This window comes from Allobosea sp. FW305-C-101 (assembly GCF_058783685.1).
Map to the genome: position 1 here is coordinate 169,318 of NZ_JBYSYT010000002.1, position 26,249 is coordinate 195,566.

The 26,249-nt window shown below is 64.8% G+C and carries 27 protein-coding genes and 1 pseudogene; 17 read left to right on the forward strand and 11 right to left on the reverse strand.

Features of this window, described 5'->3' with window-relative positions:
- Positions 1-56 precede the first annotated feature (56 nt).
- From AC3WMA_RS08270 to AC3WMA_RS08280, 3 genes are read left to right on the forward strand one after another with little or no spacing between them, the layout of a single operon-like run.
- Complete coding sequence (locus AC3WMA_RS08270) at positions 57-1,553, forward strand: sensor histidine kinase (protein WP_492284921.1); 1,497 nt, start codon at positions 57-59, stop codon at positions 1,551-1,553.
- 26 nt (positions 1,554-1,579) lie between these two features.
- A complete protein-coding gene (locus AC3WMA_RS08275) occupies positions 1,580-1,993 on the forward strand; it encodes a response regulator (RefSeq protein WP_492286073.1) in 414 nt (137 codons plus the stop codon).
- Between the two features lie 22 nt (positions 1,994-2,015).
- A complete protein-coding gene (locus AC3WMA_RS08280; protein WP_492284922.1) occupies positions 2,016-3,083 on the forward strand; it encodes a histidine kinase dimerization/phosphoacceptor domain -containing protein in 1,068 nt (355 codons plus the stop codon).
- A gap of 21 nt (positions 3,084-3,104) precedes the next feature.
- Here AC3WMA_RS08280 and AC3WMA_RS08285 read toward each other — a convergent pair whose 3' ends face one another.
- The gene (locus AC3WMA_RS08285; RefSeq protein ID WP_492284923.1) at positions 3,105-5,639 is read right to left on the reverse strand and encodes an HWE histidine kinase domain-containing protein; all 2,535 of its coding nucleotides are present in this window, start codon (positions 5,637-5,639) and stop codon (positions 3,105-3,107) included.
- Entirely contained in the window at positions 5,636-6,184 is a 549-nt protein-coding gene (locus AC3WMA_RS08290; protein ID WP_492284924.1) for a biliverdin-producing heme oxygenase, read from the reverse strand. The genes AC3WMA_RS08285 and AC3WMA_RS08290 overlap by 4 nt, the downstream gene beginning before the upstream one ends.
- A 182-nt stretch (positions 6,185-6,366) precedes the next feature.
- Between AC3WMA_RS08290 and AC3WMA_RS08295 the strand changes: the two genes are divergently transcribed.
- The 5 genes from AC3WMA_RS08295 (at position 6,367) to AC3WMA_RS08315 (ending at position 13,099) form a co-directional block, all read left to right on the forward strand.
- Positions 6,367-7,599, forward strand: coding sequence for a putative DNA modification/repair radical SAM protein (locus AC3WMA_RS08295; protein WP_492284925.1), 1,233 nt, complete (start codon positions 6,367-6,369; stop codon positions 7,597-7,599).
- Positions 7,596-9,038, forward strand: a complete 1,443-nt coding sequence (locus AC3WMA_RS08300; RefSeq protein WP_492284926.1) for a UdgX family uracil-DNA binding protein — start codon at positions 7,596-7,598, stop codon at positions 9,036-9,038. The genes AC3WMA_RS08295 and AC3WMA_RS08300 overlap by 4 nt, the downstream gene beginning before the upstream one ends.
- An 88-nt stretch (positions 9,039-9,126) precedes the next feature.
- On the forward strand, positions 9,127-11,535 hold the full coding sequence (locus AC3WMA_RS08305; RefSeq protein WP_492284927.1) for a response regulator: 2,409 nt from the start codon (positions 9,127-9,129) through the stop codon (positions 11,533-11,535).
- A gap of 310 nt (positions 11,536-11,845) precedes the next feature.
- Positions 11,846-12,709 (forward strand): hypothetical protein, encoded by an 864-nt coding sequence (locus tag AC3WMA_RS08310; RefSeq protein WP_492284928.1) that lies wholly within the window; start codon positions 11,846-11,848, stop codon positions 12,707-12,709.
- On the forward strand, positions 12,710-13,099 hold the full coding sequence (locus tag AC3WMA_RS08315) for a hypothetical protein (RefSeq protein WP_492284929.1): 390 nt from the start codon (positions 12,710-12,712) through the stop codon (positions 13,097-13,099).
- Between the two features lie 163 nt (positions 13,100-13,262).
- On the opposite strand, the gene AC3WMA_RS08320 is transcribed toward AC3WMA_RS08315, so the two are convergent.
- Genes AC3WMA_RS08320 through AC3WMA_RS08335 form a run of 4 tightly spaced genes read right to left on the reverse strand, consistent with a single transcriptional unit; the run spans position 13,263 to position 14,611 of the window.
- Positions 13,263-13,499, reverse strand: a complete 237-nt coding sequence (locus AC3WMA_RS08320; RefSeq protein WP_492284930.1) for a hypothetical protein — start codon at positions 13,497-13,499, stop codon at positions 13,263-13,265.
- Positions 13,500-13,525: 26 nt separating this feature from the next.
- Complete coding sequence (locus tag AC3WMA_RS08325) at positions 13,526-14,050, reverse strand: hypothetical protein (RefSeq protein ID WP_492284931.1); 525 nt, start codon at positions 14,048-14,050, stop codon at positions 13,526-13,528.
- The gene (locus tag AC3WMA_RS08330; protein WP_492284932.1) at positions 14,047-14,247 is read right to left on the reverse strand and encodes a DUF3606 domain-containing protein; all 201 of its coding nucleotides are present in this window, start codon (positions 14,245-14,247) and stop codon (positions 14,047-14,049) included. The genes AC3WMA_RS08325 and AC3WMA_RS08330 overlap by 4 nt, the downstream gene beginning before the upstream one ends.
- 58 nt (positions 14,248-14,305) lie before the next feature.
- Positions 14,306-14,611, reverse strand: a complete 306-nt coding sequence (locus tag AC3WMA_RS08335; protein ID WP_492284933.1) for a phosphopantetheine-binding protein — start codon at positions 14,609-14,611, stop codon at positions 14,306-14,308.
- Between the two features lie 479 nt (positions 14,612-15,090).
- Here AC3WMA_RS08335 and AC3WMA_RS08340 point away from each other — a divergent pair, with 479 nt between their 5' ends.
- Complete coding sequence (locus AC3WMA_RS08340; protein ID WP_492284934.1) at positions 15,091-15,378, forward strand: PRC-barrel domain containing protein; 288 nt, start codon at positions 15,091-15,093, stop codon at positions 15,376-15,378.
- A 699-nt stretch (positions 15,379-16,077) separates the two neighbouring features.
- Here the strand turns inward: AC3WMA_RS08340 and AC3WMA_RS08345 are convergent.
- From AC3WMA_RS08345 to AC3WMA_RS08360, 4 genes are all read right to left on the reverse strand, one after another.
- On the reverse strand, positions 16,078-16,719 hold the full coding sequence (locus AC3WMA_RS08345; protein ID WP_492284935.1) for an SH3 domain-containing protein: 642 nt from the start codon (positions 16,717-16,719) through the stop codon (positions 16,078-16,080).
- A gap of 144 nt (positions 16,720-16,863) precedes the next feature.
- The gene (locus tag AC3WMA_RS08350; protein WP_492284936.1) at positions 16,864-18,099 is read right to left on the reverse strand and encodes a class I SAM-dependent methyltransferase; all 1,236 of its coding nucleotides are present in this window, start codon (positions 18,097-18,099) and stop codon (positions 16,864-16,866) included.
- Positions 18,096-18,899, reverse strand: coding sequence for a DUF1365 domain-containing protein (locus AC3WMA_RS08355; protein WP_492284937.1), 804 nt, complete (start codon positions 18,897-18,899; stop codon positions 18,096-18,098). The genes AC3WMA_RS08350 and AC3WMA_RS08355 overlap by 4 nt, the downstream gene beginning before the upstream one ends.
- Positions 18,896-20,245, reverse strand: a complete 1,350-nt coding sequence (locus AC3WMA_RS08360; protein ID WP_492284938.1) for an NAD(P)/FAD-dependent oxidoreductase — start codon at positions 20,243-20,245, stop codon at positions 18,896-18,898. Before AC3WMA_RS08360 ends, AC3WMA_RS08355 begins: the two co-directional genes overlap by 4 nt.
- A 129-nt stretch (positions 20,246-20,374) precedes the next feature.
- Between AC3WMA_RS08360 and AC3WMA_RS08365 the strand changes: the two genes are divergently transcribed.
- The 6 genes and pseudogenes from AC3WMA_RS08365 to AC3WMA_RS08390 all read left to right on the forward strand — a co-directional run bounded on the left by AC3WMA_RS08365 (position 20,375) and on the right by AC3WMA_RS08390 (position 24,493).
- Positions 20,375-20,977, forward strand: a complete 603-nt coding sequence (locus AC3WMA_RS08365; protein WP_492284939.1) for a hypothetical protein — start codon at positions 20,375-20,377, stop codon at positions 20,975-20,977.
- Between the two features lie 30 nt (positions 20,978-21,007).
- On the forward strand, positions 21,008-21,376 hold the full coding sequence (locus tag AC3WMA_RS08370) for a DUF2147 domain-containing protein (protein ID WP_492284940.1): 369 nt from the start codon (positions 21,008-21,010) through the stop codon (positions 21,374-21,376).
- Between the two features lie 55 nt (positions 21,377-21,431).
- Positions 21,432-22,052, forward strand: coding sequence for a sigma-70 family RNA polymerase sigma factor (locus AC3WMA_RS08375; protein ID WP_492284941.1), 621 nt, complete (start codon positions 21,432-21,434; stop codon positions 22,050-22,052).
- On the forward strand, positions 22,049-22,675 hold the full coding sequence (locus AC3WMA_RS08380; RefSeq protein WP_492284942.1) for a ChrR family anti-sigma-E factor: 627 nt from the start codon (positions 22,049-22,051) through the stop codon (positions 22,673-22,675). The genes AC3WMA_RS08375 and AC3WMA_RS08380 overlap by 4 nt, the downstream gene beginning before the upstream one ends.
- The gene (locus AC3WMA_RS08385; protein WP_492284943.1) at positions 22,672-23,472 is read left to right on the forward strand and encodes a DUF1295 domain-containing protein; all 801 of its coding nucleotides are present in this window, start codon (positions 22,672-22,674) and stop codon (positions 23,470-23,472) included. Before AC3WMA_RS08380 ends, AC3WMA_RS08385 begins: the two co-directional genes overlap by 4 nt.
- Positions 23,472-24,493, forward strand: a pseudogene (locus AC3WMA_RS08390) (SAM-dependent methyltransferase). Before AC3WMA_RS08385 ends, AC3WMA_RS08390 begins: the two are co-directional and overlap by 1 nt.
- 10 nt (positions 24,494-24,503) lie before the next feature.
- Here the strand turns inward: AC3WMA_RS08390 and AC3WMA_RS08395 are convergent.
- Positions 24,504-24,917: a DUF2177 family protein gene (locus AC3WMA_RS08395; RefSeq protein WP_492284944.1), complete on the reverse strand. Its 414-nt coding sequence runs from the start codon at positions 24,915-24,917 to the stop codon at positions 24,504-24,506.
- Between the two features lie 145 nt (positions 24,918-25,062).
- Here AC3WMA_RS08395 and AC3WMA_RS08400 point away from each other — a divergent pair, with 145 nt between their 5' ends.
- Together AC3WMA_RS08400 and AC3WMA_RS08405 are read left to right on the forward strand one after the other, a co-directional pair.
- Positions 25,063-25,908 carry an alpha/beta hydrolase gene (locus tag AC3WMA_RS08400; protein ID WP_492284945.1) on the forward strand — a complete coding sequence of 282 codons (846 nt, stop codon included), beginning with the start codon at positions 25,063-25,065 and terminating at the stop codon, positions 25,906-25,908.
- A gap of 196 nt (positions 25,909-26,104) precedes the next feature.
- A complete protein-coding gene (locus tag AC3WMA_RS08405) occupies positions 26,105-26,248 on the forward strand; it encodes a hypothetical protein (RefSeq protein WP_492284946.1) in 144 nt (47 codons plus the stop codon).
- Position 26,249 lies beyond the last annotated feature (1 nt).

The following is a 26,249-nucleotide window of genomic DNA, read 5'->3' on the forward strand; positions in this document are numbered from 1 at the left end:
TGCTCTGCAAGCTTTGATCGGCGCAAAGAGAGAACCCTCACCGGCTGGTTCTCCGCATGCCTATCTCTCAGGCGTTCTTTCAACGCTCGAACGCCCTGCTCCTGGCTGTCGGCATCGCCGTACTGGTCGTCATCGTCGCCACATCTCTCTGGCTGACAACCGCAAGCGAGCGCTATTTCGGCGAAGTGACCGCAGCCCGCGCCGTGCGAAGCGCAACCGCTGACTTGCTGTCTCTCGTGCAGGATGCCGAGACGGGCCAGCGCGGCTACCTGCTGACACGGGACGAAAGCTATCTTGCTCCCTACAGCGCAGCGGCCTCCCGGCTTCCCGACCAACGCGCTCGGCTTGAACGCGCCGCAGCGAGGCTGCCCGAGGTCACTCCCATCCTGCAGCGGGTCAATAGCGAGCTCGACCAGAAGATGGCTGAGCTCGCGGCAACCGTTGAAGCGACGCGCAAGGGCGACACCGAGACCGCGCTGAACCTCGTCCGCAGCGGCGCCGGCAAGCGCCTGATGGACGAATTGCGCGGCGATCTCAGCGCTATTCTCGCAATCTCGGAAAAGGAGCTGCGGGAGGCGATCGACGCCCAGGTCACGGCTGCGACCAGGTTGCGCTGGACCACGATCATCGGCGCGATCCTGATCCTCGCCATGGCCGGCGCGGCGAGCTGGACGATCATCAGCTACACGCGCGAACTGATCGCGGCGCGGCGCGAGGTCGAAACGCTCAATGTCGGGCTGGAAGAACGTGTGCGCGAGCGCACGGATGCGCTCGTCAAGGCGAACGAGGAGGTCCAGCGTTTCGCCTATATCGTGACGCATGACCTGCGCGCGCCGCTGGTGAACATCATGGGCTTCACCAGCGAGCTGGAGGCGATGTTCAAGCCGATCGAGGCCTATGTCGGCGCCGGGGCCACTGCCACGCCGGAGCAGAAGGCGGCGGCCGAGGAGGCGCTGCGCGTCGATGTCGCCGAGGCGATCGGCTTCATCCGTTCGTCGACCCGCAAGATGGATGGGCTCATCAACGCGATCCTCAAGATTTCCCGCGAGGGCCGCCGCGAATTGCGGGCCGAGAGCGTCGATCTGACCGCGCTGATCGAGACGGCTGCAGCGGCCGTCCACCATCAGGCCAGCGCGGAGGAAGGCGGCGGGATCGAGATCGACGCGCAGGTTCCCCGCATCACGAGCGATCGCCTGTCGCTCGACCAGGTCATGGGCAATCTCCTCGACAACGCCATCAAGTACCGGGCGCCGGATCGCCCCATCCGGATCGCCGTCCGCACGCGCCGGGAGCGCCGCGGCTGGGTGAAGATCGAGATCGAGGACAATGGCCGCGGCATCGCGGCGACGGATCACGAGCGCATCTTCGAATTGTTCCGGCGCTCCGGCTCGCAGAATACGGCGGGCGAAGGCATCGGCCTCGCCCATGTCCGCACGATGGTGCGCAATCTCGGTGGCGACATCGCCGTGCGCTCAGAACTTGGAAAGGGCACGACCTTTACCGTGACCCTGCCCCCCAACCTCGCGGCCGACAGACGGAGTGCCGAAGCGTGACCAATGGAAAGCCCGTCTCGATCATCATGATCGAGGACGATGAAGGCCATGCCCGCCTCATCGAGAAGAACATCCGCCGTGCCGGGGTCAGCAACGAGATCATCCCCTTCACCAACGGCACGGATGCGCTGAACTATCTGTTCGGTGCCGATGGCTCCGGCGCCGTCAGCGCCGGCCGCCAGCTCCTCATCCTGCTCGATCTCAACCTGCCCGACATGGGCGGCGTCGCCATCCTCGAGAAGGTGAAGGCGAACGTGCATACCAAGCGCTCGCCGGTGGTCGTACTCACCACGACCGATGACAGCCGCGAGATCCAGCGCTGCTATGACCTGGGCGCCAATGTCTACATCACCAAGCCCGTGGACTATGACGGCTTCGCCAACGCGATCCGCCAGCTCGGGCTGTTCTTCTCCGTCATCCAGGTTCCGGAAACGCCATGACCGGCTTGCGCGGTCGCCGTTGATGCCGAACCGGCCCATCAACGTCCTCTATATCGACGACGACGCCACGCTCGGGCGCCTCGTGCAGCGCATGCTCGCGCGCCACAACTATGTCGTGGAGCATGTCGAGACCGCCGAGGCTGGCCTCGCGCGTGCGGCAGCCGGCGGGATGGACGTCATCATCCTCGATCACGATCTGGGGACCGCTTCAGGGCTCGATGTCCTGGCTGCGCTGTCCACGGACGCGGCTGCTCCCGCAGTCATCTACGTGACCGCTTCCTCGGAGCTGTCGATCGCGGTGACGGCGCTGAAGGCCGGCGCCATGGACTATGTCGTCAAGACGGTCGGCGAGGATTTCGAGGTGCTGCTGCGGGCGGCGCTGGAACATGCCGTCGTCAAGACGCGCCTGACCCGGGCCCGCGAACAGGCCGAGCAGGAAGTCAGGGCGGCGCGCGACCGGGCCGTAACGCTGCTGGCCGAGGTCAATCACCGCGTCGCTAACAGCCTGTCGCTGGTCGGTTCGCTCGTGCGGATGCAGGCCAATTCGGTCGAGGATCCGGGCGCCAAGGCGGCGCTCGCCGAGACGCAGGCGCGCATCACCGCGATCGGCAACCTGCATCGCAGCCTCTACACCTCGGACGATGTTCGTGCCGTCGATCTCGCCGGCTATCTCCGCTCGCTGCTCGACGAATTCGCCCAATCGCTCGCCGGCTCCGGCCAGATGCCGGTGATCCGCTTCAAGGCGGAAGCCGTGCTGGCGAAAACCGACAAGGCGATCTCGATCGGGCTGATCGCGACGGAGCTGGTCACGAACGCGCTGAAATACGCCTATCCGAACGGCCAGGGCGAGGTCCGGGTCAGCCTCTCCAGCGAAGGCGATATCGTCACGCTCAAGGTCGTCGACGACGGGATCGGCTGGACCGGAACCGGCACGATCAGGGGGACCGGCCTCGGCAGCAAGATCGTGCGTGCGATGGCGAAGAGCCTCGCCACCGAACTGCGCTATGCCGATACGGGCGGACGCGGCACGCACGCCGTCATGGAACTGTCCCTCGCCGGCCTGGCACCTCCGGCGTCCGAAGCGGCCTGAACCGCGTCGGGCGCTGATGAGCTATGCGACGCCCGGAAGCCTGCGCAGCGCCGCCTCCAGCGAAGCGAGATTGTAGGGCTTGCGCAGCGTCGCCGCCTCGGCGACGCTGAGGATCGCGAGGTCGTCATAACCGGTCGCGAAGAGGAAGGGCACGCCGAGCTCGCGCAGGCGATTGCCGATCGGCTCGGAGGTTTCGGAGCCGAGATTGACGTCGAGGATCGCGAGATCCGGCGCCGTCCGGCCCAGGAACGACACGGCCTCTGAGACATTCGCGCAGACCTCGACCTGGCTCGCGCCCAAGGTCGCCAGCATGTCCTCGCAATCCATCGCGATGATGAACTGGTCCTCGACCAGCAGCACGCGCCTGCCTTCCAATGGCCGGCCGGGCTTGCCCTTGACCGGCACGGGGGCCTCCTCGGGAGACGCGGCATCCTCCGTCCAGCGGACGAATTTGGCGGGGATGCAGAGCTTCGCCGTGATGCCCTCGGGCTCGAAGGACAGATCGCTTCGCCCGCCGAGATCGTAGGGGATGCTGCGATCGATCAGGATGCTGCCGAAACCCTGGCGGGACGGCGGCCTGACCGGCGGTCCGCCGCGCTCCTGCCAGACGATCTCGCAATCCCCGCCGGCATTGGCGGACCAGTCGACCATGAGTTCGCCGGTCTTGACGGATAGCGCTCCGTATTTGGCGGCGTTGGTGATCAACTCATGGATCACGAGAGCGACCACCGAAAAGGCGCGGGCATCGAGGGCAACGGACGGCCCGCGAACTGTGATCGTGCCGCCGCTCGTCCGATAGGGCGAAGCTTCCGCGTTGACGAGATCGAGCAAGAGCCCGCCACCGCTCGCCCGCATGGCCTGGTCGTGGGCGATGGCAAGCGCCTCGATCCGCCCCTTCAGCGAAGTGACATAGGCCTCGATCGTCGCGCCTTCCGCGAGCGGATGGGCAACGATCGATTTGATCAGGGCGAGGATGTTCTTGACCCGGTGATTGAGCTCCTGATTGAGCATCTTCTGGCGGATTTCGGCCTTGTTCCGCTCGTCAGCCAAGAGTTCGCTCTGGCGCAGCACGACCTCGATCAGGGTCCGACGCGCGGATTCGGCAAGCTCGCGCTCCACCGGCGTCCAGGTCTTGGAGTGACCAGCCACGGTCTCCTTCCAGACGGCGAAGCTCTGCCGTGGCGTCAGGCGGTCGCCATGGGGGCCTGTCGTATAGGTCTTGTTGGGGTCGCCGCCCCATTCGATCGTATGGACCAGTTCCTTGCGGAAGAAGAACAGGTAGTCGCGCGGAAGCTGGGAGAGCGGGATCGCGAGCATACCCGCGAATGCGTCGGCGAAAATGCGTGCTGACGGCAGTGCCTCGGCCAGCGCCGTGGTTGCCCAGATTCGTCTTTCGCAGACCGACCCAGCGAAAGCGGCCAGTTCCTCAGCGAACTCGGCCGGCGGCGCGCTGCCTTCAGCCCGCCACTCGCCATTCACCCAGACGCCGACGCCGTCACTTTCGACGAGGTTGCGGAACTCCGCGAGATGCTGGCCGAGGAAGCCGGAGGCATCGGTGACATGCGCGGCGGACGAGAGCAGGCCGTTGAGGAAATCCCGCGCCTTCTCCGCTGCGAGCAGCATCTGCTTCTGCGTGAGGGCACCGAGCTGGAGCGCGAAGAACTCGCCGAAGATCTCCGCAGCGATCCGGCGGTTCATCGAGAGCGAGCGCGGGCTGTAATGGTGGCAGGCGATCAGGCCCCAGAGTGCGCCATCGACGATGATCGAGACCGACATCGAAGCCGAGACGCCCATGTTGCGCAGATATTCGCAATGGATCGGCGAGACGCTGCGCAGATGCGCATAGGACAGGTCGAGCGGCTCCCCAGCCGCATCGAGCACGGGCGTGATCGGAAAGCGCTCGCCGCTCGAATCCGAGACGACGCGAATCGGGTTGAGGAGATAGAGTTGCCGCGCCTGCTGCGGAATATCGCTTGCCGGGAAATGCTGCCCCATGAAGCTTTCGAGGTCGGGGCGCTTGGCTTCGCTCACGACCTTGCCCGAGCCGTCTGGCGCGAACTGGTAGATCATCACCCGGTCGTATTGCAGCACCGCCCGGAGCAGACGCGCTGCGTTCTTGATCAGCTGGGCCGGCGTCGTCACGTCCGAGAGCCGGCCGACCAGCGTCCGGGCGAATTCGAGCGGCGAGCTCGGCCCGGCCGGAACGCTCTCCTCGAACTCGATGATGGCGTTGCCCTTGAAGGCATGGATCGAAATGTCGAACTCGCGATCGAGCGCCGGAAGGCGGTAGCGGGGCATCAAGCCGGCTCGGGAGGGCACCCCGGAACGGGCGAGTGCATTGCGCATCTCATGCACGACCGGTCCGCCGAGTATCTCTTCGAGCCTGCGGCCGACGAGCTCGAACTCCCCCAGGCCGAGGAAGGCGCTGGCATTGCTGGAATGGCGCCTGATCGTCACCGCCTCGGCATCGCACACGATCATGCAGCCATGCGGCTGGACGCTGCCGGGGATATGGATCGGCTCGCGATCGCAGTTCGTCAGATCAACAGTCGTCATGCGGGGGAGAGTTCTTCCGAGGTGAAGGCCTGGATGGCATGCATGAAGACCGCCCTGCCCGCTTGAGCTGCGGCACCCCATGCCTGCCGGTCGAGCCCTTCAAGCGCGACCAGCAGCGTGCGCCAGCTGTCGAGGGAGCCGGCTTGCGCCGAGAGGTAGCGGGCTCCGTATTCAGGCCCGAATCCCAGAGCGCCGACTCCCATCACCAGCACGCGCGCGCCCAAGGCGGAGCCTTCGAGAACATAGGCAGCTCCCAGGAAGGCAGCCATGTCATTTGACAGATGGAAATGCTCGGCCGCGGGAAGCGGGAGCGCGAGGTCGGCGAGATCCGCCTCCAGCTCCGGCAGAAGTTGGCGCGGCTGCCATGAGGAGGTGCGCGCGGCATCGACATTCAACAACGCCGCCTCGACCGGCGCGCGATGGCGGTACGTCCCCTGCAGGAAGCGGGCATACGCGATGCGGTTCGAAAAAACGCCGACGATGGCATCCAGTTCGCGATGAAGCTCGCTCGTCTCGTCGCGCAGGAAACTTCTGATCTCAATCATTGCATCGGCATCCAGAATCGTTCCGCATCAGCATTGCTATAACCTGATATCGACGGAAACGGCGCTGTTTTCATTGCGGATTTTCCTGTCGCTCCGGTCCGCCCAGCATTCTTATCCAAGGGATTGGCTTGAAACCGGGCCGAGATCGCCTTAAGAACATACAGTGAACAAAAGGAAGAGTGATGGCACAGCTCTCGGTCCTGGAGAAGCTCGAAATCCTCAGCGACGCTGCGAAATACGACGCCTCCTGCGCGTCGAGCAGCACCACGAAACGGGATTCGCGTGATGGAAAGGGGCTGGGCTCCACGACGGGCGCCGGCATCTGCCATTCCTATGCGCCCGATGGCCGCTGCATCTCGCTGCTCAAGATCCTGCTCACGAATTTCTGCAGCTTCGACTGCGTCTTCTGCATCAACCGTTCGTCGAGCAATGTTCGCCGCGCCCGCTTCTCGGTCGAGGAAGTCGTCGCGCTGACCCTGAATTTCTACCGCCGCAATTATATCGAAGGCCTTTTCCTGTCCTCGGGCATCATCCGCTCGGCCGATTACACGATGGCCGAGCTTGTGCGCGTCGCCGAAACGCTGCGCCGGCAGCATGGGTTCCGCGGCTATATCCATCTCAAGCTGATCCCCGGCGCGAGCCGCGATCTGATCGAGCGCGCCGGGCTTTTCGCCGACCGGGTGTCGATCAATGTCGAACTGCCGAGCGAGGCGGCGCTCGCGCGCTTTGCTCCTGAGAAGCAGGCGGGCGAGATCAAGAGCGCGATGGGCGGCCTCAAGCTGAAGATCGATGAGGCGCGCCAGGAGCGCGACAAGAGTGCGAAGGCCCCGGCCTTCTCGCCGGCCGGGCAGAGCACGCAGATGATCGTCGGTGCCGATGGCGCGAGCGATTCCGCCATCCTAAAGCGCAGCGCCTGGCTCTATGGCAGCTTCGGCCTGAAGCGCGTCTATTACTCGGCCTTCAGCCCGATCCCCGATGCCTCCAGCCAGTTGCCGCTCCAGCCGCCGCCGCTGATGCGCGAGCACCGGCTTTATCAGGCCGACTGGCTGACGCGCTTCTATGGATTCGAGACCGAGGAAATCATGGGGCATGGCGAGATGCTCGACCTCGACATCGACCCCAAGCTCGCCTGGGCCTTGCGCGAGCGCGGGCGCTTTCCCGTCGACGTCAACCGGGCCGATCGCGAGACCCTGCTGCGGGTGCCGGGTCTGGGCACGCGCAGCGTCGATCGCATCCTGGCTTCGCGACGGTTCCGCCGGCTCCGGCTTGAAGATGTCGGTCGATTGACGCGCTCGCTCGCGACGATCCGGCATTTCATTCTCGCGGAGGGCTGGCGGCCGGGTAGCGGACTCGACGCGCCGAACCTGCGGGCCCGGCTGAAGCCGCAACCGCGACAATTGACGCTTTTCCCATGATCGCGGCCCGGCTGAACGGGCCTGCCGATTTTGCCGGCTGGCGCCGCGAGGCACGCCGGCTGGCGCTCGCCGGCGTCCAGCCCGAGGCCGTCGCCTGGCTGACGAGCGAGGACGATGCCGGATTGTTCATGATGGAGAATGCCGCCCCGGTCGCGGGCGGAAGTGCCGCCCTGACCGTGTCTCGCCGTTTCATCGAGCTTGCCGAAAACGTCGTCTGTCATCGAGATGCCGGCCGTTTTGTACTGCTGCACCGCCTGCTGCTGCGTTTGCAGGACGAGCCGCGCTTGCTCGACAATGCAGCCGATTCTGACATCGCACGCGCCGAGGCGATGGCCCGCTCGGTGCGCCGCGACCTGCACAAGATGACCGCCTTCGTCCGGTTCCGGGCGGTGTCGGGCGCGGACGAGGACGGCCCGTTCATCGCCTGGTTCGAGCCGGAGCATTTCATCCTCGAACGCGCCGCAAGCTTCTTCACGGGGCGCTTCGGCGGGATGGTCTGGTCGATCATGACGCCGCAGGGGTCATTGCACTGGGACGGCTCGGCCCTCCAACTCGGTCCCGCCGCCAGTAAGGCCGACGCGCCGGACGGCGATGCCATGGAAGCCTATTGGCTCACCTACTACGCCAACATCTTCAATCCGGCCCGCCTGAAGCCGAAGGCGATGAAAAGTGAGATGCCGGTGAAATACTGGCGGAACCTACCCGAGGCCGAATTGATTGTGCCTCTGATCGCAAGCGCCGCCCGGCGAGCAGAGGATATGGTGATGCGCGCCCCGACGCAGCCACCCGAACGACATGTCCGGCAGCTTCGGCATCGGCCCGAGACGGCCGCCGACGATCCCGTGATCACGTCCTGGCAGGATGCGGCCGCTGCCGCGCAACGCTGCCGGCGTTGCGAGCTTCATTGCCACGCCACGCAGACGGTCTTCGGAGAAGGCCCGCTGGATGCATCTATTCTGTTCGTCGGCGAGCAGCCCGGAGACCATGAGGACCTGGCAGGCCGGCCCTTCATCGGACCGGCAGGGCAGGTTTTCGATCGGGCGATGAGGGAGGCCGGTCTCGATCGGGCGCGCGCCTATGTCACCAATGCGGTGAAGCACTTCAAATTCCAGCTGCGCGGCAAGCGCCGCATCCACGAGAGACCCAATGTCGGGGAGATCAAGGCCTGCCGCTTCTGGCTCGATCTCGAACTGCAATTCGTGAAACCCCGGCTTGTCGTTGCCCTCGGCGCCAGCGCCCTGCGATCGCTGGTGGGGCATGCCGGCTCGTTGGCCAGTGCGCGGGATCGCGAGCTGGCGCTCGAAGATGGCACGCCGCTGCTGGCTACCGTCCACCCCTCCTTCCTGCTTCGCCTGCAGGATGAAGAGGCGCGGTCTCGCGAGTACGCCCGCTTCGTCGTTGATCTCGCCCGTGTGCAGCAACGGGTGTTCCGGCACTAAGCCATCTTGGTGAGACCTGAGCCGCTTTGCCGTGGCTCGCGGATACCGTACGACCGACCAACCGCTCTGCTTTCTCAGGAAAACGGCCTTGCCCGCCAGCGACGTCCATATCGCCTCGTTCCTCTCCGAGATGTTCGATCAGGCGCCGACTTTCATGGCGCTGCTGCAAGGGCCGGAGCATCGCTTCCAGCTGGCGAACCCCAGTTATCTGAGACTGGTGGATGGCCGCGACGTCATTGGAAAGACCGTCTCCGAGGCGCTTCCGGAAGCGGATGCGCAAGGCTTTGTCCGGATTCTCGACGAGGTCTATCGATCCGGCGAGGCCTATACGGCCTCCGGTGCGCGGTTCGTCATGCAGGGGCAGCCCGAAAGCCCGACCGCCGAGCGTTTCCTCGATTTCGTCTATCAACCCCTCATCGGTCCACAGGGCAACGTGACCGGCATCTTCGTGCAGGGAAGCGACGCCACCGAGCGCAGCCTGGCCGAACGGCGCCTGTCCGATAGCACCGCTCTCTACAAGGGACTGTTCGACGCGATCGACGAAGGCTTCTGCATCATCGAATTCTTCGACGGGCCGCACGGGCCGGACAGCGATTACATCCATATCGAGGCCAATGCGGCCTACGCCCGGCACGCCGGAATTCCGAACGTCGTCGGCCAGAAGCTGCGCGAGATGGTCGGTGCTGAAGCCGATTCATGGGTGGAGCGCTATGGCGCTGTCCTGCGCACCGGCACGCCCATTCGCTTCCAGCAGGAACTCGTCGCCACCGGCCGCTTCCTGGAGCTGGCTGCGATCCGGATCGAGCCCGCAAGCAGGCGGCAGGTCGCGGTCCTCTTCCAGGACATTACGGCACGCCGCCAGGCCGAGCTCGCTCTCGCCAAGCTGAACGAGACGCTCGAACAGATCGTGGCGGAACGCACGCAGAAGCTGCTCGCCGCGGAAGAGGCCTTGCGCCACAGCCAGAAGATGGAGGCGATCGGCCAATTGACCGGCGGGGTCGCGCATGACTTCAACAACCTGCTGCAGGTAATCTCGGGCAATTTGCAGCTCCTGGCCAAGGATGTCGCCGGGGACGAGAAGGCCGAGCGGCGCATCGCCAATGCCATGACCGGCGTCGCCCGCGGTTCGAAGCTCGCTTCGCAACTGCTCGCCTTCGGCCGGCGGCAACCGCTGGAGCCGAAGGTCGTCAATCTCGGTCGCCTGGTTCGCGGCATGGACGACATGCTCAGCCGCACCCTCGGCGAGGGCATCGAGATCGAGACGGTCGTGGGCGGCGGGCTCTGGAATTCCCTGATCGACCCGACGCAGGTCGAGAATGCGCTGCTCAATCTGGCGATCAACGCGCGCGATGCCATGAACGGCTCAGGCAAGCTGACGATCGACCTCGCCAATGCCCATCTCGATGACAGCTACGCTGCCCGGCACAGCGATGTCGCAGCGGGACAGTATGTGATGCTGGCCGTCAGCGACACCGGCTCCGGCATGTCGGCCGAGGTGCTGGCGAAGGCCTTCGACCCGTTCTTCTCGACGAAGCCCGAAGGAAAAGGCACCGGGCTTGGCCTGTCGATGGTCTATGGCTTCGTCAAGCAGTCCGGCGGCCACGTCAAAATCTATTCGGAACTCGACCATGGGACCACGGTGAGGCTTTACCTGCCCCGTTCGGTCCAGAAAGAGGCTGTCGAGACTGTCGTCGACAACAGCCCGATCGCGGGTGGGACCGAGACGATCCTGGTGGTCGAGGATGACGAGCAGGTTCGCAGCACGGTGATCGAGCTGCTCACCGATCTCGGCTATCGCGTTCTGCGGGCCAGCGATGCAACAAGCGCGCTTCACGTCGTCGAAAGCGGCGTTGCCATCGATCTGCTGTTCACCGACGTGGTGATGCCCGGACAATTGAAGAGCCCCGAACTTGCCCGGCTCGCGCGCGAGCGCCTGCCGCATCTCGCCGTGCTCTTCACCTCGGGCTACACCGAGAACTCCATCGTTCACGGCGGCCGCCTGGATGCGGGCGTCGAGCTCCTGTCCAAGCCCTATACACGGGAAGCGCTGGCGCGAAAGCTTCGGCTGGTGCTTGCCGCGCAGAAGGCTCGCGCTCCTCAGAAGGCGGAACAGGTATCGGCTGAGGACAAAGGTTCGGAGCCGGCCGCGCCAAAGCCTGCCGCCGTCCTGATTGTCGAGGACGATGCACTGATCCGCATGAATACCTGCGATATCCTCGAGGATGCCGGTTTCTCCGTCATCGAGGCAGGTAGCGCCGAGGAGGCCCTGCCGATCCTGCAGGATCACCCAGTCGATGTGCTCGTAACCGATGTGAAGCTCCCCGGCGCTTCGGGCATCGAGCTCGTGCGGATGGCGAGAGAGCAGAACGGCTCGCTTTGCGTTGTGTTCGCGACGGGTGACACCTCGGAGATCGACGTCAACAACGAGGTGGTCGTCTCCAAGCCCTATAGCCCGTCGGCCATCGTCAATGCGATCGCGAGAGCACGGAGTTCGTAAATCCGTGCCGTGATCGGCCGGCGCTCAGGTTGTACCACCAAGCTCCCCCGCCTTGGGCGAGAGGCGCCACGTCCACTTGCGAGACACCAGGGTCGACAAGAGCGCCCGCGATCCTCCGTGGTCCGCAAACTCCGCCAATCGTTCCGAACCGCGTCTTCAGGAACCTATCCGCTGCGCCAGCCGTTTTGCCTTTACTTTCGCTCGCCAGCAGGAGGGGCTCATGGACAGCATCATTTATCTCGTCGGTCTTGTCGTGGTCATCATGGCCATCCTGTCGTTCCTCGGTCTTCGATAGGAATTCGCCATGTCCATGTCTGGAACAGACGTCGTCGTCGCTCCCGTGACCGTCAACAAGGAGAACCGCTCCTATGTGCAATGGGGCCCAATCCTCGGCGGTGCGGTCATCGCGACAGCCATCTCGACCATCATGACGGTCTTCGGATCGGCGATCGGCCTGTCGATGGTCTCCGCCGATTTCGAGAAGAGCTCCAGCGCCACGGCGCTGGCGGTCGCAGGCGCCCTGTGGGCGCTCTGGGTCATGGCCTCGGCGACCATGGCCGGCGGCTATCTGGCTGGGCGGATGCGCCAGCCGAGCTTCGATGCCAATGGCGAGGAGCGCAAGGTTCGCGACGCGACCCATGGCCTGCTCGTCTGGGCGACCGGAGCGCTTCTGATCACCGTCGTCGCGACATCGTCGCTGTTCGGCGCGGCCAAGACCGCGGTCAGCGGCGTCGCCAATGCGAGCTCGGGCGTGGCCTCGCTGGTTTCGCAGAATGTCGATCCGCTCGCGATGGCGCTTGACAATGTCATGCGCGCCAGCGGTCAGCAGCCGCCGACCGCCCAGGAGCGTGACGAAGCCTCCCGGATCTTCGTCAGCGCGTTGAAGAACGGCAAGATCGAGCAGGTCGACCGGGACTATCTCGCCTCCCGGCTCGCCGCGCGGTCCGGCATCAGCGAGCAGGACGCGCAGAAGCGCATCGACGACGCCTATGCCCGGCTGTCGCAGGCCAAGGAAACCGCCAAGCAGGCGGCCGAGCGTGCACGCAAGATCGCGGTCCTGACCGCCTTCCTGACCGCGGCTGCGCTGCTGGTGGGAGCGGCTGCGGCGGCATGGGCGGCAACGCTCGGCGGCGAGCATCGCGACGAGAACCTGCTGGTCGACCCGACGCTCTGAATGATCGCGCCTGTGCAAGCCCGGCTCCGCCTGGAGCCGGGCTTTTTTGCGATCTGTCGAAACGATCGGATCGCCGCAGCGTTGCTCCAGCAGCACTTTCAGAAAGGGCATGCGATGATCGACCGGAACCACGAACGAAATGACAGCACCAACGGCCCGACCGAGCCGAACCAGCGCCCGCCCGAAAAGCGCGACGACGCTGCTGATGATGCGATGAAGGGGCCGAAGATCATCTCCGAGGGCAATCAGAAGCAGCGCGCGAAGGACCAGGACACTCCTCCCGCCGGTCCACATGCGAAGGAGTCGCAGACGAACACGGAGGCGACGCCGGGTTCAGGCGCACTCCCTCCGACCAAGCCCGTTCGTCATATCGACCCCGGCACTGGCTGACCTTCATCCACCTTCTCTCCGCGAAGTCGCGTTGGAAGGTGTTCCGTGGAAAAGCTGAAGACCTATCGCGCCAAGCGCGATTTCCGGAAGGGAAGTTTCGGCTGCGATATATCCGCGGGCTCAGCGGGATTGAACGTTCAGGATCTCGTGTTTTATGAGCTTGCTATGGCCGATGCGTCGGATCGAGGCTGCTGCGTGGCATGGCGTTGATCAAACTGCCCGCGGTGAATCTCCGCGCTGAAATCCTTGCAGCCACCTTGTCCTCAAACGCCCGAAGACCGTTGGAGATATCGCGGAGTTCACATGCTTCCGCCGAGCCTTCCGGCGCGCCAAACAGGTCTTCGAAGCGCCTCAATGCCCTGGCGAGGTCTTCGAAGTTGCAGATAGGGAGTTTGATCATCTCTCGCAGTCGGCAGATTCGTTGCGTCAGATCGTCCGGATATTCCCACTGGGGCGGGTCGCGGCCTCAGCTGGATCCGGGTGGCCGGCCGTCGAAGCGACATGCTTCTCCGCGGCAGCACCGTCCGGATCATTGGCTTCATAAGGAGGGTGGGGGCCGCTCGCATGACGTGAACGCGGGTTTGGGCCCGCCCTCGACTCGCCCTCATCGCCTGGTTGTCCCGGTCGGCGGGGCGTGTCGAAATGTCCAGGCGCAGACGCCGCGCCGGTCAGCTGGCGATCTTCCCAGTCTTTGACTGTTGCGACCAGCCCAGCCAATTCGTCCGCTTCGGTCGAGCCTGCTTTAACGTCAGCGAGCTGGTGAATTCTGGCTTTAGCCGCCTCATATGCGGCCGTGGAAGCAATTGCCATGGGCCTCATTCCCTTTGCATCCCAGTCGGCAACGAGCTTCGCAATGATGCCAATACTGGGGTTGGTGATGTGAACGCGGGCTGCGCCGTCTTCGACGAACCAATCATCGCCTTCGCGGCGAATGGTGAGCGTCGCGCTCACGTCTTCGCTCCGCTATCGAGTGCCATGCGGCGAAGCTGTGCCTCCACAGCATCCGCTGAGGAGCCGACTTCGCGGACAACGTCCTCCAGCTGCGCCTTGGATACGCCCAGCTTATCCGTCCAGTATCGGATCTGGTCTTTGCTGAGATGGATCTGTGAACGGTCCAGCGGCTCCCGCTTTCTCTCGTCGTCTGGCATGCGAACCTCCTGACGACGAATCAATCGGCCGGAAGGCGTAGAGTTCCGCAAATCCGCGCTATTCTCGATTTCCAGCGCTTTGGATGCGTCGCCCCATGAGCTCGACGAGCTCGCGAACGGTTTTGCATCGTTGCATCGCCTCGTCCGGCATCATGTCGCAATCGTATTCCCGCTCGATCGCGTTGCCGATCAGCGTCAGGTCGTCGATTGTGAAGCCGATATCGTCAACCTTGGCATGGGGTTCGAGCAGCTCGGGTTTGACCAGCCCTTCGACGGCGATGATTTCGAGCAGACGCTCCACCAAGCCAATCTCGGTCGGCTCCAGATCACCGGACCCGATATTTGTGTCGTCATCAGCGCCCATGCGTCGCCCGCCAGATCTCGACATTCAAAGCAAGTTGGATAGGCGCGCGCTGTTCAGGCACAATGTCCGCTGCTCTTGCTGGATCGGCGATGAGCCTGAGAGACGTCTGATGCTCAGCCAGGGATTCGATCATCTTGTCATGAGCCTCATTCCGCCGGGCGCCTGATCGCAACGGCAGTTCCAAGGAAGGAACTCCAAGGCCGTCACCAGCGTTCCCTTGATCTCCTGTCTCACCCCAGACAGCCCAAAACTAAGCCCCGTCAGCTCCGGCTGGCGGGGCCATTTTTCGTTTCGCGACACGTTGATCACCTGAAGTTTTCGGCTTCATGCCTGGAAGGACGAGCGAGTGGATCGCCCTCCCCGCACGGGCGATGCCCGGCCATTCTCGTTTCGGGGGCTCAGCAATCCTGACCGATAATGCAATGGAACGCGTTCGCTTGCCTCCACGTTCTCCCTTCATAGGACCTCAGGAGGATGACATGGACCATTCTAAGCATACGCGTCTCGCGACTACGGAATTGTCACCCGAGATTCTGGAAGGTGCCACGATCTACGGCCCCGGCGATGAGAAAGTCGGCTCTGTTTCCCATCTCCATGGATCCCAGGTCGTCATCGATGTGGGCGGGTTCCTGGGCATCGGTGCCAAGCCGGTATCCGTGGCGATCTCCGAGCTTGAATTCATGCGCGACGAAGATGGCGACGTGCACGCCGTAACGAACTGGACGAAAGACCGGCTGAAGGAGATGCCGGAACACATCGATCCATGATCGTCGGATCGGGAGCGCGAAAAGGTCAGTCGCTGTGTCTTCGAGCCGGAACTTCCCACGCGTTCGCATGTTGTCTGACCGCGCGGCTCCCATGCCAATGAAGCCGTGCCGCTGAGTGGAGCGGATAAAGCCCCGGCCAATCGGCTCCGCTCTTCTACCGCCGATCAGGAAGCGAGCCGCGGATGTACCGGCAGCGACCGATCGGCTGGTAGCCCGTGGAATTCGGTAGTGCTCGTCCCCGCGGCAGAGCAAAGGGCTGGAGGCCCACAAACCCCGTCGGCGATCCCGGCGGGGTTTTGTTATGCAACGGAACGATTTCCACGGATGCCCGTTCGCCGTTTGCGGGAGGAATTTCTAACATGCGCCAGTCCGCGGAATAGGAGACCATATGGGCGTCGTCGATGACGGCCGGCGATCCGCGGAGATTGAGGACGTTGAAGCCTCTTCCCTGGCGCCTCCTAAAACGGCGCCTATCCGCGGCGTACTGAAGTTGCTGGTGCGGGCAAGTTCGTCCCGATCCAGCCTCGGCCGACTAGGCGCATTGCTCATTCTGCTAGCCGCGCTTTCGGCCTTCGCGTTCCTGGGATACCTCTTGCCTTCGCTCCTGTGGTCAGCCGCTCGCTCGTGAGCGCACGGAGCGAAAGCTCGTATATCTGTTCGCGACCCATCGTGCCGTGAGTCACGTCTGGACGCGTGCGCTCAGCTGCAGGTCGTGAGCTGTGCTGAGCAAATCGTCACCGGAGCAGAGCTGCCCGACCGGGCTCCCGGAACGATCCAGCCCCGCCCCAGCGGCTTACCTTCCAAGGTATGGATGGTGACCTCGATATTGCCGGCGCGGCAGGCGTGAACGGCAGCAACATGGACGCCTGGTTCACCATCCCCGCTCGGGAAGCGGGTTGAGACGGGAGCTTCGGCAGATGGGCTGGCGCGCAGGCCGTCTCCCGACTGGATATGGAAGTCGAGCCGTGATCCGTGCACCCAGCCTCGACCGCGATACCAGCGGCCCAGCTTGCGCTTCTCGTCGGCTGTCTCGATGTCGTCGACGTTTGCATTCTCGATCAGAAAGAAGCCGTCCTTGACGGCGACGACGTCCACTTGCGCGCCCTCGTCGGGGCTCTGAAGACGCTTCCTTGCAGCCGGCAATGTGCCAACCACGGGAGCCTTCGCCGACGCCCCCGTACGCACATTGGTCTTTCCGTCAGCATCGACCACGAACGCATGGAACCGGCAGGCCTGAGCTCCAGCGGGCAACGGTGTCTTTTGGGCGTTGGCCGGTTCTGTCGCCAGCAAGAGGACAACGCTGACGGCGCCTGAAACCGATCTGATCGACGATCGATACATGATCCCTCCATAAACGCACGCCCCGCTGGCAAGGCACAGATTAGAAGGCTGCCGCGTCGACCGCCAGTTGCCGGTGACATGCAGAACCACTGCTATGCGAGGGCGTCACGCTCCGATAGGACGTTTCGCGCTGGCCCGCGTCCGTCAGCGACCTTGAAGGGCGAGCAGGTTGACGTCGATCGTCCGGGCGCGGAAGCCAGCCTCGCAATAGCAGAGATAGAACTCCCAGAGCCGGCGAAACGCCTCGTCGAAGCCCAACGGCGCGATTTCTGCCCAGCCTTCCAGGAAGCGCCGACGCCACTCCTTCAAAGTCATGCCGTAGCTGTCGCCGAAGTCGAGCTGTTCGACCACGGCGAGAGCGGCAGCCTCGGCGCTTCGTTTCAGCACCGGAACCGACGGAAGACTCCCTCCGGGAAAGATGTAGCGCTGGATGAAATCGGTGCCCTGCTGGTAGCTCTCGAACAACGCATCGTCGATCGTGATCGCCTGTAGAACGACCCGGCCGCCGGGCCTGAGCGAGCGGCTCAGGGTATCGAAGTAAGACGGCCAGTAGGCGCGGCCGACCGCCTCGATCATCTCGATCGAAACGATGCGGTCGAACTGCCCGGCAATGTCGCGATAGTCCCGGAGTTCGACGGTGACCCGCTCGGACAGGCCTGCGGCGGCGATGCGCTGCCGTGCCGCTTCGAGCTGGGCCGGCGACAAGGTGATCGCCGTCACGCGGCAGCCCTCGCGGGCCAGCCGCTCAGCCAGCGCCCCCCAGCCGCACCCGATCTCCAGGACATGCTCGCCGCCCGAGAGACCGAGCATGGCGATGATGCGGTCCAGCCGGCGCTGTTGGGCGGCCTCGAGCGTCTCGGCCGGCGCCTCGTAGAGCGCCGAGGAATACATCATGCTGGCGTCGAGCCAGCGGCCGTAGAAGTCATTGCCGAGGTCGTAATGCGCCGTGATGTTCCGGCGGCTGCCGCTACGGGTATTGGCGTTGAGGACATGCCGCAGGCGGTTGAGCAGCCGCGCCGGCCAGGCACCTGAAACCAGCTTGCGCAGCGTCGCATCGTTGCGCGCACCGAGCTCGATCAGTGCCGTGAGGTCCGGCGTGTGAAGGTCGCCGTCACGATAGGCCTCGGCCAAGCCGATATCACCGTCGAGCAGAAGCCGGCGGATCGAGCGCCAGTTGTTCAGGATCATCGTCGCCTGAGGCCCCGGCATGCCGGGCGCGCTGCAAATCCGCTCACCGTCTGGCGTGAAGACCGTCAGGTGGCCAACCGCGATCCGGGAGAGCACGCGGCGCAGGAACCAGCGCGACAGGCCCATTCCGCTCGACGGCGCAAACACCTGTTCCGACATGCGAAGGCGATGCTCGGTTTCCGGCCGGCTCATGGCTGCAGCTGTCCTTTCGCATGGGATGAGGCGATGCGGCCTCGACTGAAGGCCGGCTCAGGCGCGGCCGAATGCGGTTGCCAGGGAATGCGCTTCGCCAGCAGCCGCAACGCATGCCAGTGAATGGCAGCGGTGACCTTCAGCGTGAGGAGCGGATGAGTCGCCAGCAGCCGCAACAGCGCAGCGTCGCTGAGTTCCAATCGCTTGCCGCTCAGCGCGGCCGTGATCAGTCGCCCTTCGGCATCGCTACCATCGATGGCGATGGAGACACGCTCTCCCGGTGGTGCGACCGTGAAGTCGTAGCTCATGCCGAGCTTCATGAACGGCGAGACGTGGAAGACCTTGCCGGCCTCCTGCCTCAACGCGCCTTCAGAAGCACGGGCCGGCGCGACATAGCTGTGAACCTCGCCGAAGGTGTTGTGCACCTCGTAGACGGTGGCGCAGAGGCTGCCGTCGCGGCGATAGCAGAAATAGGTGCTGAGGGGGTTGAAGGCATAGCCGAGGATGCGCGGCATGGTCAGCAGCCGGATCGGGCCACCATCATGCGCGATTCCGGCTTTCGCCAGAGTTTCTTCGATCTCGGGTCGTAGAGGCCGACCGCTGCGATCCCCGTAATCCGCGTCACGAAATGCGTAGAAATTGAAGCGGTTGTGCGAGAACAGCTTGAGTTTCGCGGCCAGCCGATCGATTTCGTCGAGATCGAGAAGAAGCCAGAACACGCGATAGGCCAGCGCATGCGGCCGCGGCCGAAACCGACGATGCCTGACACGGCCGACATAGAGGGCCGATTGCAAGGTCATGCCGCCAGCTCCTGCCGGGGAGCGACCGGAATCCGCCCGGATTCATCGCGAACCTGCCAGGGCCGACGGACACCGCCGAGCGCCTCGGCGACCGCGAGCCCCGCCTGCAAGCCGTCCTCATGGAAGCCCGAACCGAAATAGGCGCCGCAGAACCAGCTCCGACGCACGCCCTGCAGCGACCAGAGCCGCTCCTGCGCCTCGAGCGCCGCCGCATCGAAGAGCGGGTGCTCATAGATTTCCTCGTGAAGGATAGTCTCTTCGCGCAGCGTATCCGGCGGATTGAGCGTGACGAAGAAGGGCCGCTCATCGGGCAGGCCCTGGAGTCGGTTCATCCAGTAGGTGACAGCACAGGCGGAATCCGGCTGCGCACGATGACCGATATGGTTCCAGCTCGCCCAGGCGCGGCGACGTTTCGGCATCAGCGCCGTGTCGCCATGCAGCACGGCGCGATTGCGGCTGTAGCGGAACGCGCCGAGGGCCTCGATCTCGCCCGGACCGCGGTCGGCAAGCATCGCCAGCGTCTGGTCGGCATGGGTGGCGAAGACGACATGATCGAAGGTCTCGGTCCAGCCGTCGCCGGTCAGAACGACAGCATTGGCTCCGCGCCGAACCTCCCGCACCGGCGAGCCAGCCCTCACCTCGCCCGGGAAGGCGGTGCGCAGCTTTTGCACATAAGTGCTGCTGCCACCGGTCACGGTGCGCCAGACCGGCCTGTCGGTGAGCTTCAGCAGGCCGTGATTGTGATGAAAGCGCAGGAAGGCTGCTGCGGGATAGGACAGGATTTCCGCGCAGGGCGCCGACCAGATGGCCGCAGCCATCGGCAGGAGATGGTCGTCCCGGAAGGCGGCCCCGTAACCGCCGGCAGCGAGATAATCGCCGAGCGAGACGCCGGCCGCACCGCCCGCAATCGCGTCCTTTGAGGCATTGCGGTAGAAGCGGGTGATGTCCTGCAACATCGCCCAGAAGCGTGGGCGCATCAGATTGCTGCGCTGGGCGAACAGGCCGGCGATGCTGGTACCGCTATATTCGAGGCGCCCGCCGTCGAGCGATACCGCAAACGACATCTCGGTCGGCTGCGTGGCGACACGCAAATGGTCCATCAGCGCGATGAAGTTCGGGTATGTCGCCTCGTTGTAGACGATGAAGCCGGTATCGACCGCGGTCTCCCCGGCAACGCGAACCGTATTCGCATGACCGCCGAGGCGGGGCGCGGCCTCGAACAGCACCACGTCATGCGCCTGACCCAGCAGCCACGCGGCCGACAGGCCGGAGATGCCGGCACCGATCACGGCGAGCCTCATTGCCTTGCCCTGCGCCCGCTCCATCGTCGCGTCCCTGCTTTTCATGACCGATATACGCGGCATGAGCCGGACTGGATTTGTCGCGGGGCCGCCGAAAATGCGCAGGCGGCGTGACCCAACGCCGGGTCACATGCGTAGACGAAGGGAAGCCGGGATAATCCGTGAGAGGTCGGAATGATGCTCGTGAGCAGGCTGAAGCGGATGGCTGCCGCGCTCAGCGCCTATGCGGCGCATCCCGATCCCCGAAGCGCCATGGCCAATACCGTCGCGCTGGTGATCGTTTCGAACCAGCCCTTCTATCCGCTTTATATCGACTGGGCGGTCTCGCCCGTCATCGCGCCGTCCTACCTGACTTTCCTGTCGACGCCGTTCTTCGCGGCTGTGCCGGCAGCCATGCGGCGCAGCACCTTGTTCGGGCGAGCGCTGCTTCTCTCGGCCGGCATCGGCAACACGTTGCTCTGTCGCGCCGCCTTCGGCTCCGGCTCGGGGGTCGAAATCTTTCTGCTTCCCTGTCTCATGCTGGCGCTGATGCTGTTTCGCCGCTCGGAACGCCTCTTCGCCCTCGGCTTCGCGGCTCTCGCCTTCGCCGCCTATCTGCTGCCGGCAGCGTTTCTCGGCGAGCCGCTACACCTTTACCAGACCGACGAATACGCAGCCCTGCAGCACCTGAATTTTTTGAGCGCCGCATCCCTGACAGTCCTGATCGGATGGCTCTTCTCCGGGCATCTCGACACAATTTCGCGCGCCGATGAAACCAACGATGTCCGGGGAGCGTAGAGGAGACGCATCCGCCGAAAGGACTTCGTCATGACGCGCCTTCTGCTTGCTCTCGCCCTCGCTGCCATTGCGATTGAAGGCGCGGCCGCCAGCGACATTGACGGCACATGGCTGCGCGATGACGGCAACGCACGCGTGCGCATCGCGCCTTGCGGCGACAAGATCTGCGCCACCAATCTCTGGATCGGCGACACCAGCAAAGGCGAGGCGGCCGGCGACAAGCTCGTCATGACGCTGGCCCGCCAGCCCGACGGAACCTTTTCCGGCAACGCCTATGACCCCAAGCGCGACTGGACCTACGCGATGACGATCACCGCGACGCCCGGCGCGCTGACCACGCGCGGTTGCATCGTCGGGCGCCTGATCTGCCGCGACGTGAACTGGAAGGCCGTCGAGTGATGGCGCGTGATCTCATCGCGGTGATCCGGCGTGGCGCTGCCCGCGTATCTCGTTCATGGTCGCCGCTCTCGCCCTGACTGTCGACGGCATGCGCGAGGCGGGAGCCAGCGCTCAAGGAGGTCGTTTCATCGCTTTGTTCGACCCCAATAGCCTGATTGCCGCCATTGCGCGCTCGGGGGACCGGGCTGCTTTCGCCACGCTGTTCGACCATTTCGCGCCGCGCGTGAAAGGGCTGCTGATGCGCGGCGGCGCCCCGGCGGAGCTGGCCGAGGAGGTCGCGCAGGAAACGCTGCTCGCGGTCTGGCGCAAGGCTGGCCTGTTCGACCCGGCGAAAGCGAGCGCCTCCACCTGGATTGCCACGATCGCACGCAATCTGCGCATCGACATCGCCCGTCGCGAAACGCGTTCGCGGCTGTCGCAAGTTTACGAGATTCTCCATGACGAAGCCCCCGAACAACCCGATGCGACGCTCTCCGGCGCCGAACGCGACGCGCGTGTGCGGGCCGCGATGACCCAGCTGTCTCCCGACCAGTACCGTGTGGTCGAGCTCGCCTTCCTGGAAGGCTTCAGCCACCAGGACGTCGCCGATCGCCTCGCCATCCCCTTGGGCACGGTGAAATCTCGCCTGCGCCTGGCATTGTCGCATCTGCGCGGCCGGCTGGAGGATCTGCGATGAGCATCATGCATCGCCCATCCGAGGAGACGCTCGCTGCCTTCGCCGCAGGACAGCTCGACGAAGGCCTGGCCGTTGTCGTCGCCTGCCATATCGAGGCGGATTCGGAGAGCCGACGGCGCCTGCGGGAGCTTGAGGCCGTGCAAGGCGCGCTGCTGGATACGATCGAGCCCGTCACGATGGCAACCGCTCCCCGGGATGTGGGAGCGGTCGCGCAAGCCGTACCGGTTCCCGGCATGGCGGGTTCTGCCCCCGAAACCGGGATGCCGCAGGTGCTTCGCCCCTATGGCCTTGGTCCGTGGCGGCCGATCGGCATCCGCATCGCCATGCGGCGCGTCGACGTTCCCGGCGCAGGCGCGCGCGTCTTCATGCTGCGTGCCGGCCCGGGGATCGCCCTGCCGCACCACAAGCATACCGGGTTCGAATGGACCACGATCCTCGCCGGTGCCTACGAGCACGAATACGGGCGCTATGCGGCCGGGGATTTCGACGAAGCGGATTCCGAGCATGACCACACCCCGCGCGTCGACCCTGTCGAGGGTTGCACCTGCATCGTCGCGATGACGGGAAGCGTGCAGCTGCAGGGATGGCTTGGCCGGCTGCTGCAGCCGCTGGTGCGGTTTTGACGCTCTCAGCCTTCGTCGTGGCTCTGGCCTTCGTGGCCGTGGCCATGTCGGCCTTCATGGCATTGGCGACGATGGTGGAGCGCCGCACCGGCAATTCCGGCTGGATCGACGTGGTCTGGACCGCCGGGCTGGGCCTGACCGGGATCGCGGGTGCGTTGCTGCCCTTCGGGGCCGGACCAATGCCGCGGCGCCTGCTCGTGGCAGGGCTTGCACTGGCCTGGGCGCTTCGCCTCGGCCTGCATATCGCGCAGCGCACGAGCGGCATCGCTGAGGATCCTCGTTATGCGAGACTCAAGCGCGACTGGGGCAGCGATGCCCCCCGGCAACTCGCCAGGCTGTTGCAGATGCAGGCGCTGGCCAGCATTCCGCTGGGATTGGGCCTCATCCTCGCGGCACATAACCCCACGCCTTCGCTTGGCTGGGGCGATATCGCAGGCATTGCCATTTTCGTGACAGGGCTGGTGGGCGGAGCGCTGGCCGACAGCCAATTGCGCGCGTTTGCCCGCTCAGGTCGCGGCGGCATCTGCGACCGTGGTCTCTGGCGCTGGTCGCGCCATCCCAACTACTTCTTCGAATGCGTGCTCTGGTGCGCCTATCCGGTGCTCGCGCTGGCAGTCGGCTACCCTTGGGGCTGGCTCGCCGTGTTGGCGCCGGCCTGCATTACAGCGCTGCTGACGCGCATCTCCGGCATCCCGCCTTTGGAGGAGCATATGCTCGCCAAGCACGGCGACGCCTATCGCGCCTACCAAAGCCGAACCAGCGCCCTGATCCCGCTGCCGCCGAAAGGAGCCACGTGATGACGATCATGCAGAAGCTCTCGACCTGGGGCGAAGGCCTCCCCGTTCCCGATGCCGTCAGTCGCATGGTCATCGCCTCGCTGGTCGGGCGAACGGATCGTTCGCTCGCGGGGCAGCCGGCTGATGCCGCAGCTTTTGCGCGCGACATGGCGGCGTTTCCGATCGCCGTTCATACCGACGCCGCCAACGCCCAGCATTACGAGGTGCCGGCCGCCTTCTTCGATCAGGTGCTTGGCGCGCGGCGCAAATATTCCTGCTGCTACTACGCCGATCCCGGCGACACGCTGGCGGCAGCGGAAGAGAAGGCGCTGGAACTGACCGCGGACCATGCCGATCTCGCCGACGGGCAGGACATCCTCGAACTTGGCTGCGGCTGGGGCTCGCTGTCGCTGTGGATGGCGGAGCGCTATCCTAAGGCGCGGATCGTATCGGTCTCCAATTCGGCCTCGCAACGCGCCTTTATCGAGCAGCAGGCGCAGCGCCGCCATCTCGGCAATCTCCGCGTCGTCACTGCCGACATGAACGCGTTTGCTACCGACGAGCGTTTCGACCGTGTCGTCTCCGTTGAAATGTTCGAGCACATGGCGAACTGGCGCGAACTCCTCGGGCGGGTTCGTGGCTGGCTGAAGCCGGACGGCCGCCTCTTCATCCATGTCTTCGCTCACAGGCAGGGCTGCTACCGCTTCGATGCGGCGGATACGGGTGACTGGATCGCGCAGGTTTCTTCACCGGCGGCCTGATGCCGAGTGCTGCGCTCGCACACCAGTTCCCGGACCTCTTCGCGGTGGAGGCCGAGTGGCGCTGGAGCGGCGAGCATTACCGCGCCACGGCAGAGGACTGGCTGGCGAATTTCGATCGCAATCTCGCGAAGATCGACCCGATCCTGCGCGAGACCTATGGCGCGCAGGCGCCGCTCTGGCGCCGCCGCTGGCGCCTGTTCTTCCTGGCGACAAGCGGCTTGTTCGGCCATGCCGGCGGCGAGGCCTGGGGCGTCCATCACTACAGGTTGCGCGCAACCTGACGGCCCGGGGCTAGACCCAGCCCCAGTCGGCAAGGCGGCGGACGACGCCAAAGGCAATCCATGTGCACAGGCCGACGACGACCGCGCCGTAGACGAGATCCACCAGCGTGATCGTCAAGGTCCACGGCCGCAGCGTGGCGTAGTTCGTCAGGTCGTAGGTCGCGTAGGCGAGCAGGCCGATGAGCGCGCCATTGATCAAGGCGGCGCTTGGGCTGCCCTCGCGCAGAGCCGGCATCAACGCGAAATAGACGACCCCGAGCGGGAAACCGAAATAGAACAGCGCCGCAGGCCAGTAGCGCACCTGCTCGACGATCAGGTCTCCCAGTACCGGGCGATAGAGTTTGGCCGTCATCGTGCTCAGCCAGATGGCATCGCAAATGCCGAATGCGATGAGGAAGGCGACATAACCGGCGATGAAGCGCATCGTGACCTCCAGGGGTTCCGCGAGGAGATACGCCAGGCAAGCTGACGTGGTTCAGTGTCGCCGACGATCCTGAACCATCGCGGCGCAGATCCATCCCGACGGCCGGAGCGTATGAATAGCGATGTTTCCTCGACCCTAGGCGGCCATGACGACCCGAATTGCCCGACGCACGATCCTGCCGCTGCTTGCCGGGCTCGCCCTACCTGCTTGCACAGCCCTGCGCCCCGGCGGCCTGACCGAGGGCGCGCGCGATGTCGCCTACGGCCCGCATCCCCGGCAACGGATGGATATCTATGTGCCTCATGGCGATGGAGGTGGGCCGAAGCCGGTTGTCTTTTTCATCTATGGCGGCTCATGGGCCAACGGGGCGAAGGAGACCTATTCCTTTGTCGGAGACGCCCTTGCCGCGCGCGGCTTCGTCACGGTGATCGCGGATTATCGCCTGGTGCCCGAGGTCCGCTTCCCGGTCTTCATCGAGGATGGTGCGCTGGCACTGCGCTACGTGCGGGACAACATCACGCGCTTCGGCGGCGCACCGCGGAACCTCCACCTGATGGGGCATTCCGCGGGCGCGTATAATGCGATGATGCTGACCCTGGACGGGCGTTACCTCGCCGCGGCGGGCATGCGTTCCAGCGACATCCGTTCGACCATCGGCCTCTCCGGCCCTTACGATTTCCTGCCGTTCGACATCGACGTCACGAAAGAAGCGTTCGGAAACGCGCGCGACCCCGCCCAGACGCAACCGATCAATTTCGTGCGCCGCGACGCTCCGCCGATCTTTCTGGCGACGGGCTCGGACGACACAACGGTCCTGCCCCGCAACAGCGAGCGCCTTGCGCGGGCGCTCAAGAAGGCTGGCGCCCAATCGGTCTCCCTGAAGATCTATCCGGGGCTTGGCCATGCCGGCACAGCGACCGCGCTCTCCAGGCTGCTGAAATGGCAAGCGCCTGTCCTCGACGATGCCGTCGCGTTCTTGCAAGCGACGTGAGGAAGTTCCCAACCGCTGGTCAGCGCCTCTGTTGCGGAGTTGCCCGGAAATCGACACACCCCTTGGGTGTCCTTTTGATCGTTGCGGCCGCTCACGATCGGCTCCGAAGTTGAAGCGCCGCATCGCACCGCTGACAGAACACCGTCAGCCGCCGAGCGTGGCCTGACCATCGTCATGACCACGCATGAACCGGCCCATGCGCGAAATCGGCGATCGCCCCGTCCTGCTCTACGGGGCCGGCCGCTTCGAAGCGGGGACGGTGGCCGACATGCGCGCGCCGGAGCGGCTGTCGACCCTCTGTTCTATCGGCATGCAGCGCCCGGACCACGCCGATGGCTGAT

Excerpts from the sequence above, each read along its gene's own strand:
- AC3WMA_RS08270 (WP_492284921.1), top strand. The coding sequence starts at position 57 with ATGCCTATCTCTCAGGCGTTCTTTCAACGCTCGAACGCCCTGCTCCTG.
- AC3WMA_RS08275 (WP_492286073.1), top strand. The coding sequence starts at position 1,580 with ATGATCGAGGACGATGAAGGCCATGCCCGCCTCATCGAGAAGAACATC.
- AC3WMA_RS08280 (WP_492284922.1), top strand. The coding sequence starts at position 2,016 with ATGCCGAACCGGCCCATCAACGTCCTCTATATCGACGACGACGCCACG.
- AC3WMA_RS08285 (WP_492284923.1), bottom strand. The coding sequence starts at position 5,639 with ATGACGACTGTTGATCTGACGAACTGCGATCGCGAGCCGATCCATATC.
- AC3WMA_RS08290 (WP_492284924.1), bottom strand. The coding sequence starts at position 6,184 with ATGATTGAGATCAGAAGTTTCCTGCGCGACGAGACGAGCGAGCTTCAT.
- AC3WMA_RS08295 (WP_492284925.1), top strand. The coding sequence starts at position 6,367 with ATGGCACAGCTCTCGGTCCTGGAGAAGCTCGAAATCCTCAGCGACGCT.
- AC3WMA_RS08300 (WP_492284926.1), top strand. The coding sequence starts at position 7,596 with ATGATCGCGGCCCGGCTGAACGGGCCTGCCGATTTTGCCGGCTGGCGC.
- AC3WMA_RS08310 (WP_492284928.1), top strand. The coding sequence starts at position 11,846 with ATGTCTGGAACAGACGTCGTCGTCGCTCCCGTGACCGTCAACAAGGAG.
- AC3WMA_RS08315 (WP_492284929.1), top strand. The coding sequence starts at position 12,710 with ATGATCGCGCCTGTGCAAGCCCGGCTCCGCCTGGAGCCGGGCTTTTTT.
- AC3WMA_RS08320 (WP_492284930.1), bottom strand. The coding sequence starts at position 13,499 with ATGATCAAACTCCCTATCTGCAACTTCGAAGACCTCGCCAGGGCATTG.
- AC3WMA_RS08330 (WP_492284932.1), bottom strand. The coding sequence starts at position 14,247 with ATGCCAGACGACGAGAGAAAGCGGGAGCCGCTGGACCGTTCACAGATC.
- AC3WMA_RS08335 (WP_492284933.1), bottom strand. The coding sequence starts at position 14,611 with ATGGGCGCTGATGACGACACAAATATCGGGTCCGGTGATCTGGAGCCG.
- AC3WMA_RS08340 (WP_492284934.1), top strand. The coding sequence starts at position 15,091 with ATGGACCATTCTAAGCATACGCGTCTCGCGACTACGGAATTGTCACCC.
- AC3WMA_RS08345 (WP_492284935.1), bottom strand. The coding sequence starts at position 16,719 with ATGTATCGATCGTCGATCAGATCGGTTTCAGGCGCCGTCAGCGTTGTC.
- AC3WMA_RS08350 (WP_492284936.1), bottom strand. The coding sequence starts at position 18,099 with ATGAGCCGGCCGGAAACCGAGCATCGCCTTCGCATGTCGGAACAGGTG.
- AC3WMA_RS08355 (WP_492284937.1), bottom strand. The coding sequence starts at position 18,899 with ATGACCTTGCAATCGGCCCTCTATGTCGGCCGTGTCAGGCATCGTCGG.
- AC3WMA_RS08360 (WP_492284938.1), bottom strand. The coding sequence starts at position 20,245 with ATGAAAAGCAGGGACGCGACGATGGAGCGGGCGCAGGGCAAGGCAATG.
- AC3WMA_RS08365 (WP_492284939.1), top strand. The coding sequence starts at position 20,375 with ATGATGCTCGTGAGCAGGCTGAAGCGGATGGCTGCCGCGCTCAGCGCC.
- AC3WMA_RS08370 (WP_492284940.1), top strand. The coding sequence starts at position 21,008 with ATGACGCGCCTTCTGCTTGCTCTCGCCCTCGCTGCCATTGCGATTGAA.
- AC3WMA_RS08375 (WP_492284941.1), top strand. The coding sequence starts at position 21,432 with ATGGTCGCCGCTCTCGCCCTGACTGTCGACGGCATGCGCGAGGCGGGA.
- AC3WMA_RS08380 (WP_492284942.1), top strand. The coding sequence starts at position 22,049 with ATGAGCATCATGCATCGCCCATCCGAGGAGACGCTCGCTGCCTTCGCC.
- AC3WMA_RS08395 (WP_492284944.1), bottom strand. The coding sequence starts at position 24,917 with ATGCGCTTCATCGCCGGTTATGTCGCCTTCCTCATCGCATTCGGCATT.
- AC3WMA_RS08400 (WP_492284945.1), top strand. The coding sequence starts at position 25,063 with ATGACGACCCGAATTGCCCGACGCACGATCCTGCCGCTGCTTGCCGGG.
- AC3WMA_RS08405 (WP_492284946.1), top strand. The coding sequence starts at position 26,105 with ATGCGCGAAATCGGCGATCGCCCCGTCCTGCTCTACGGGGCCGGCCGC.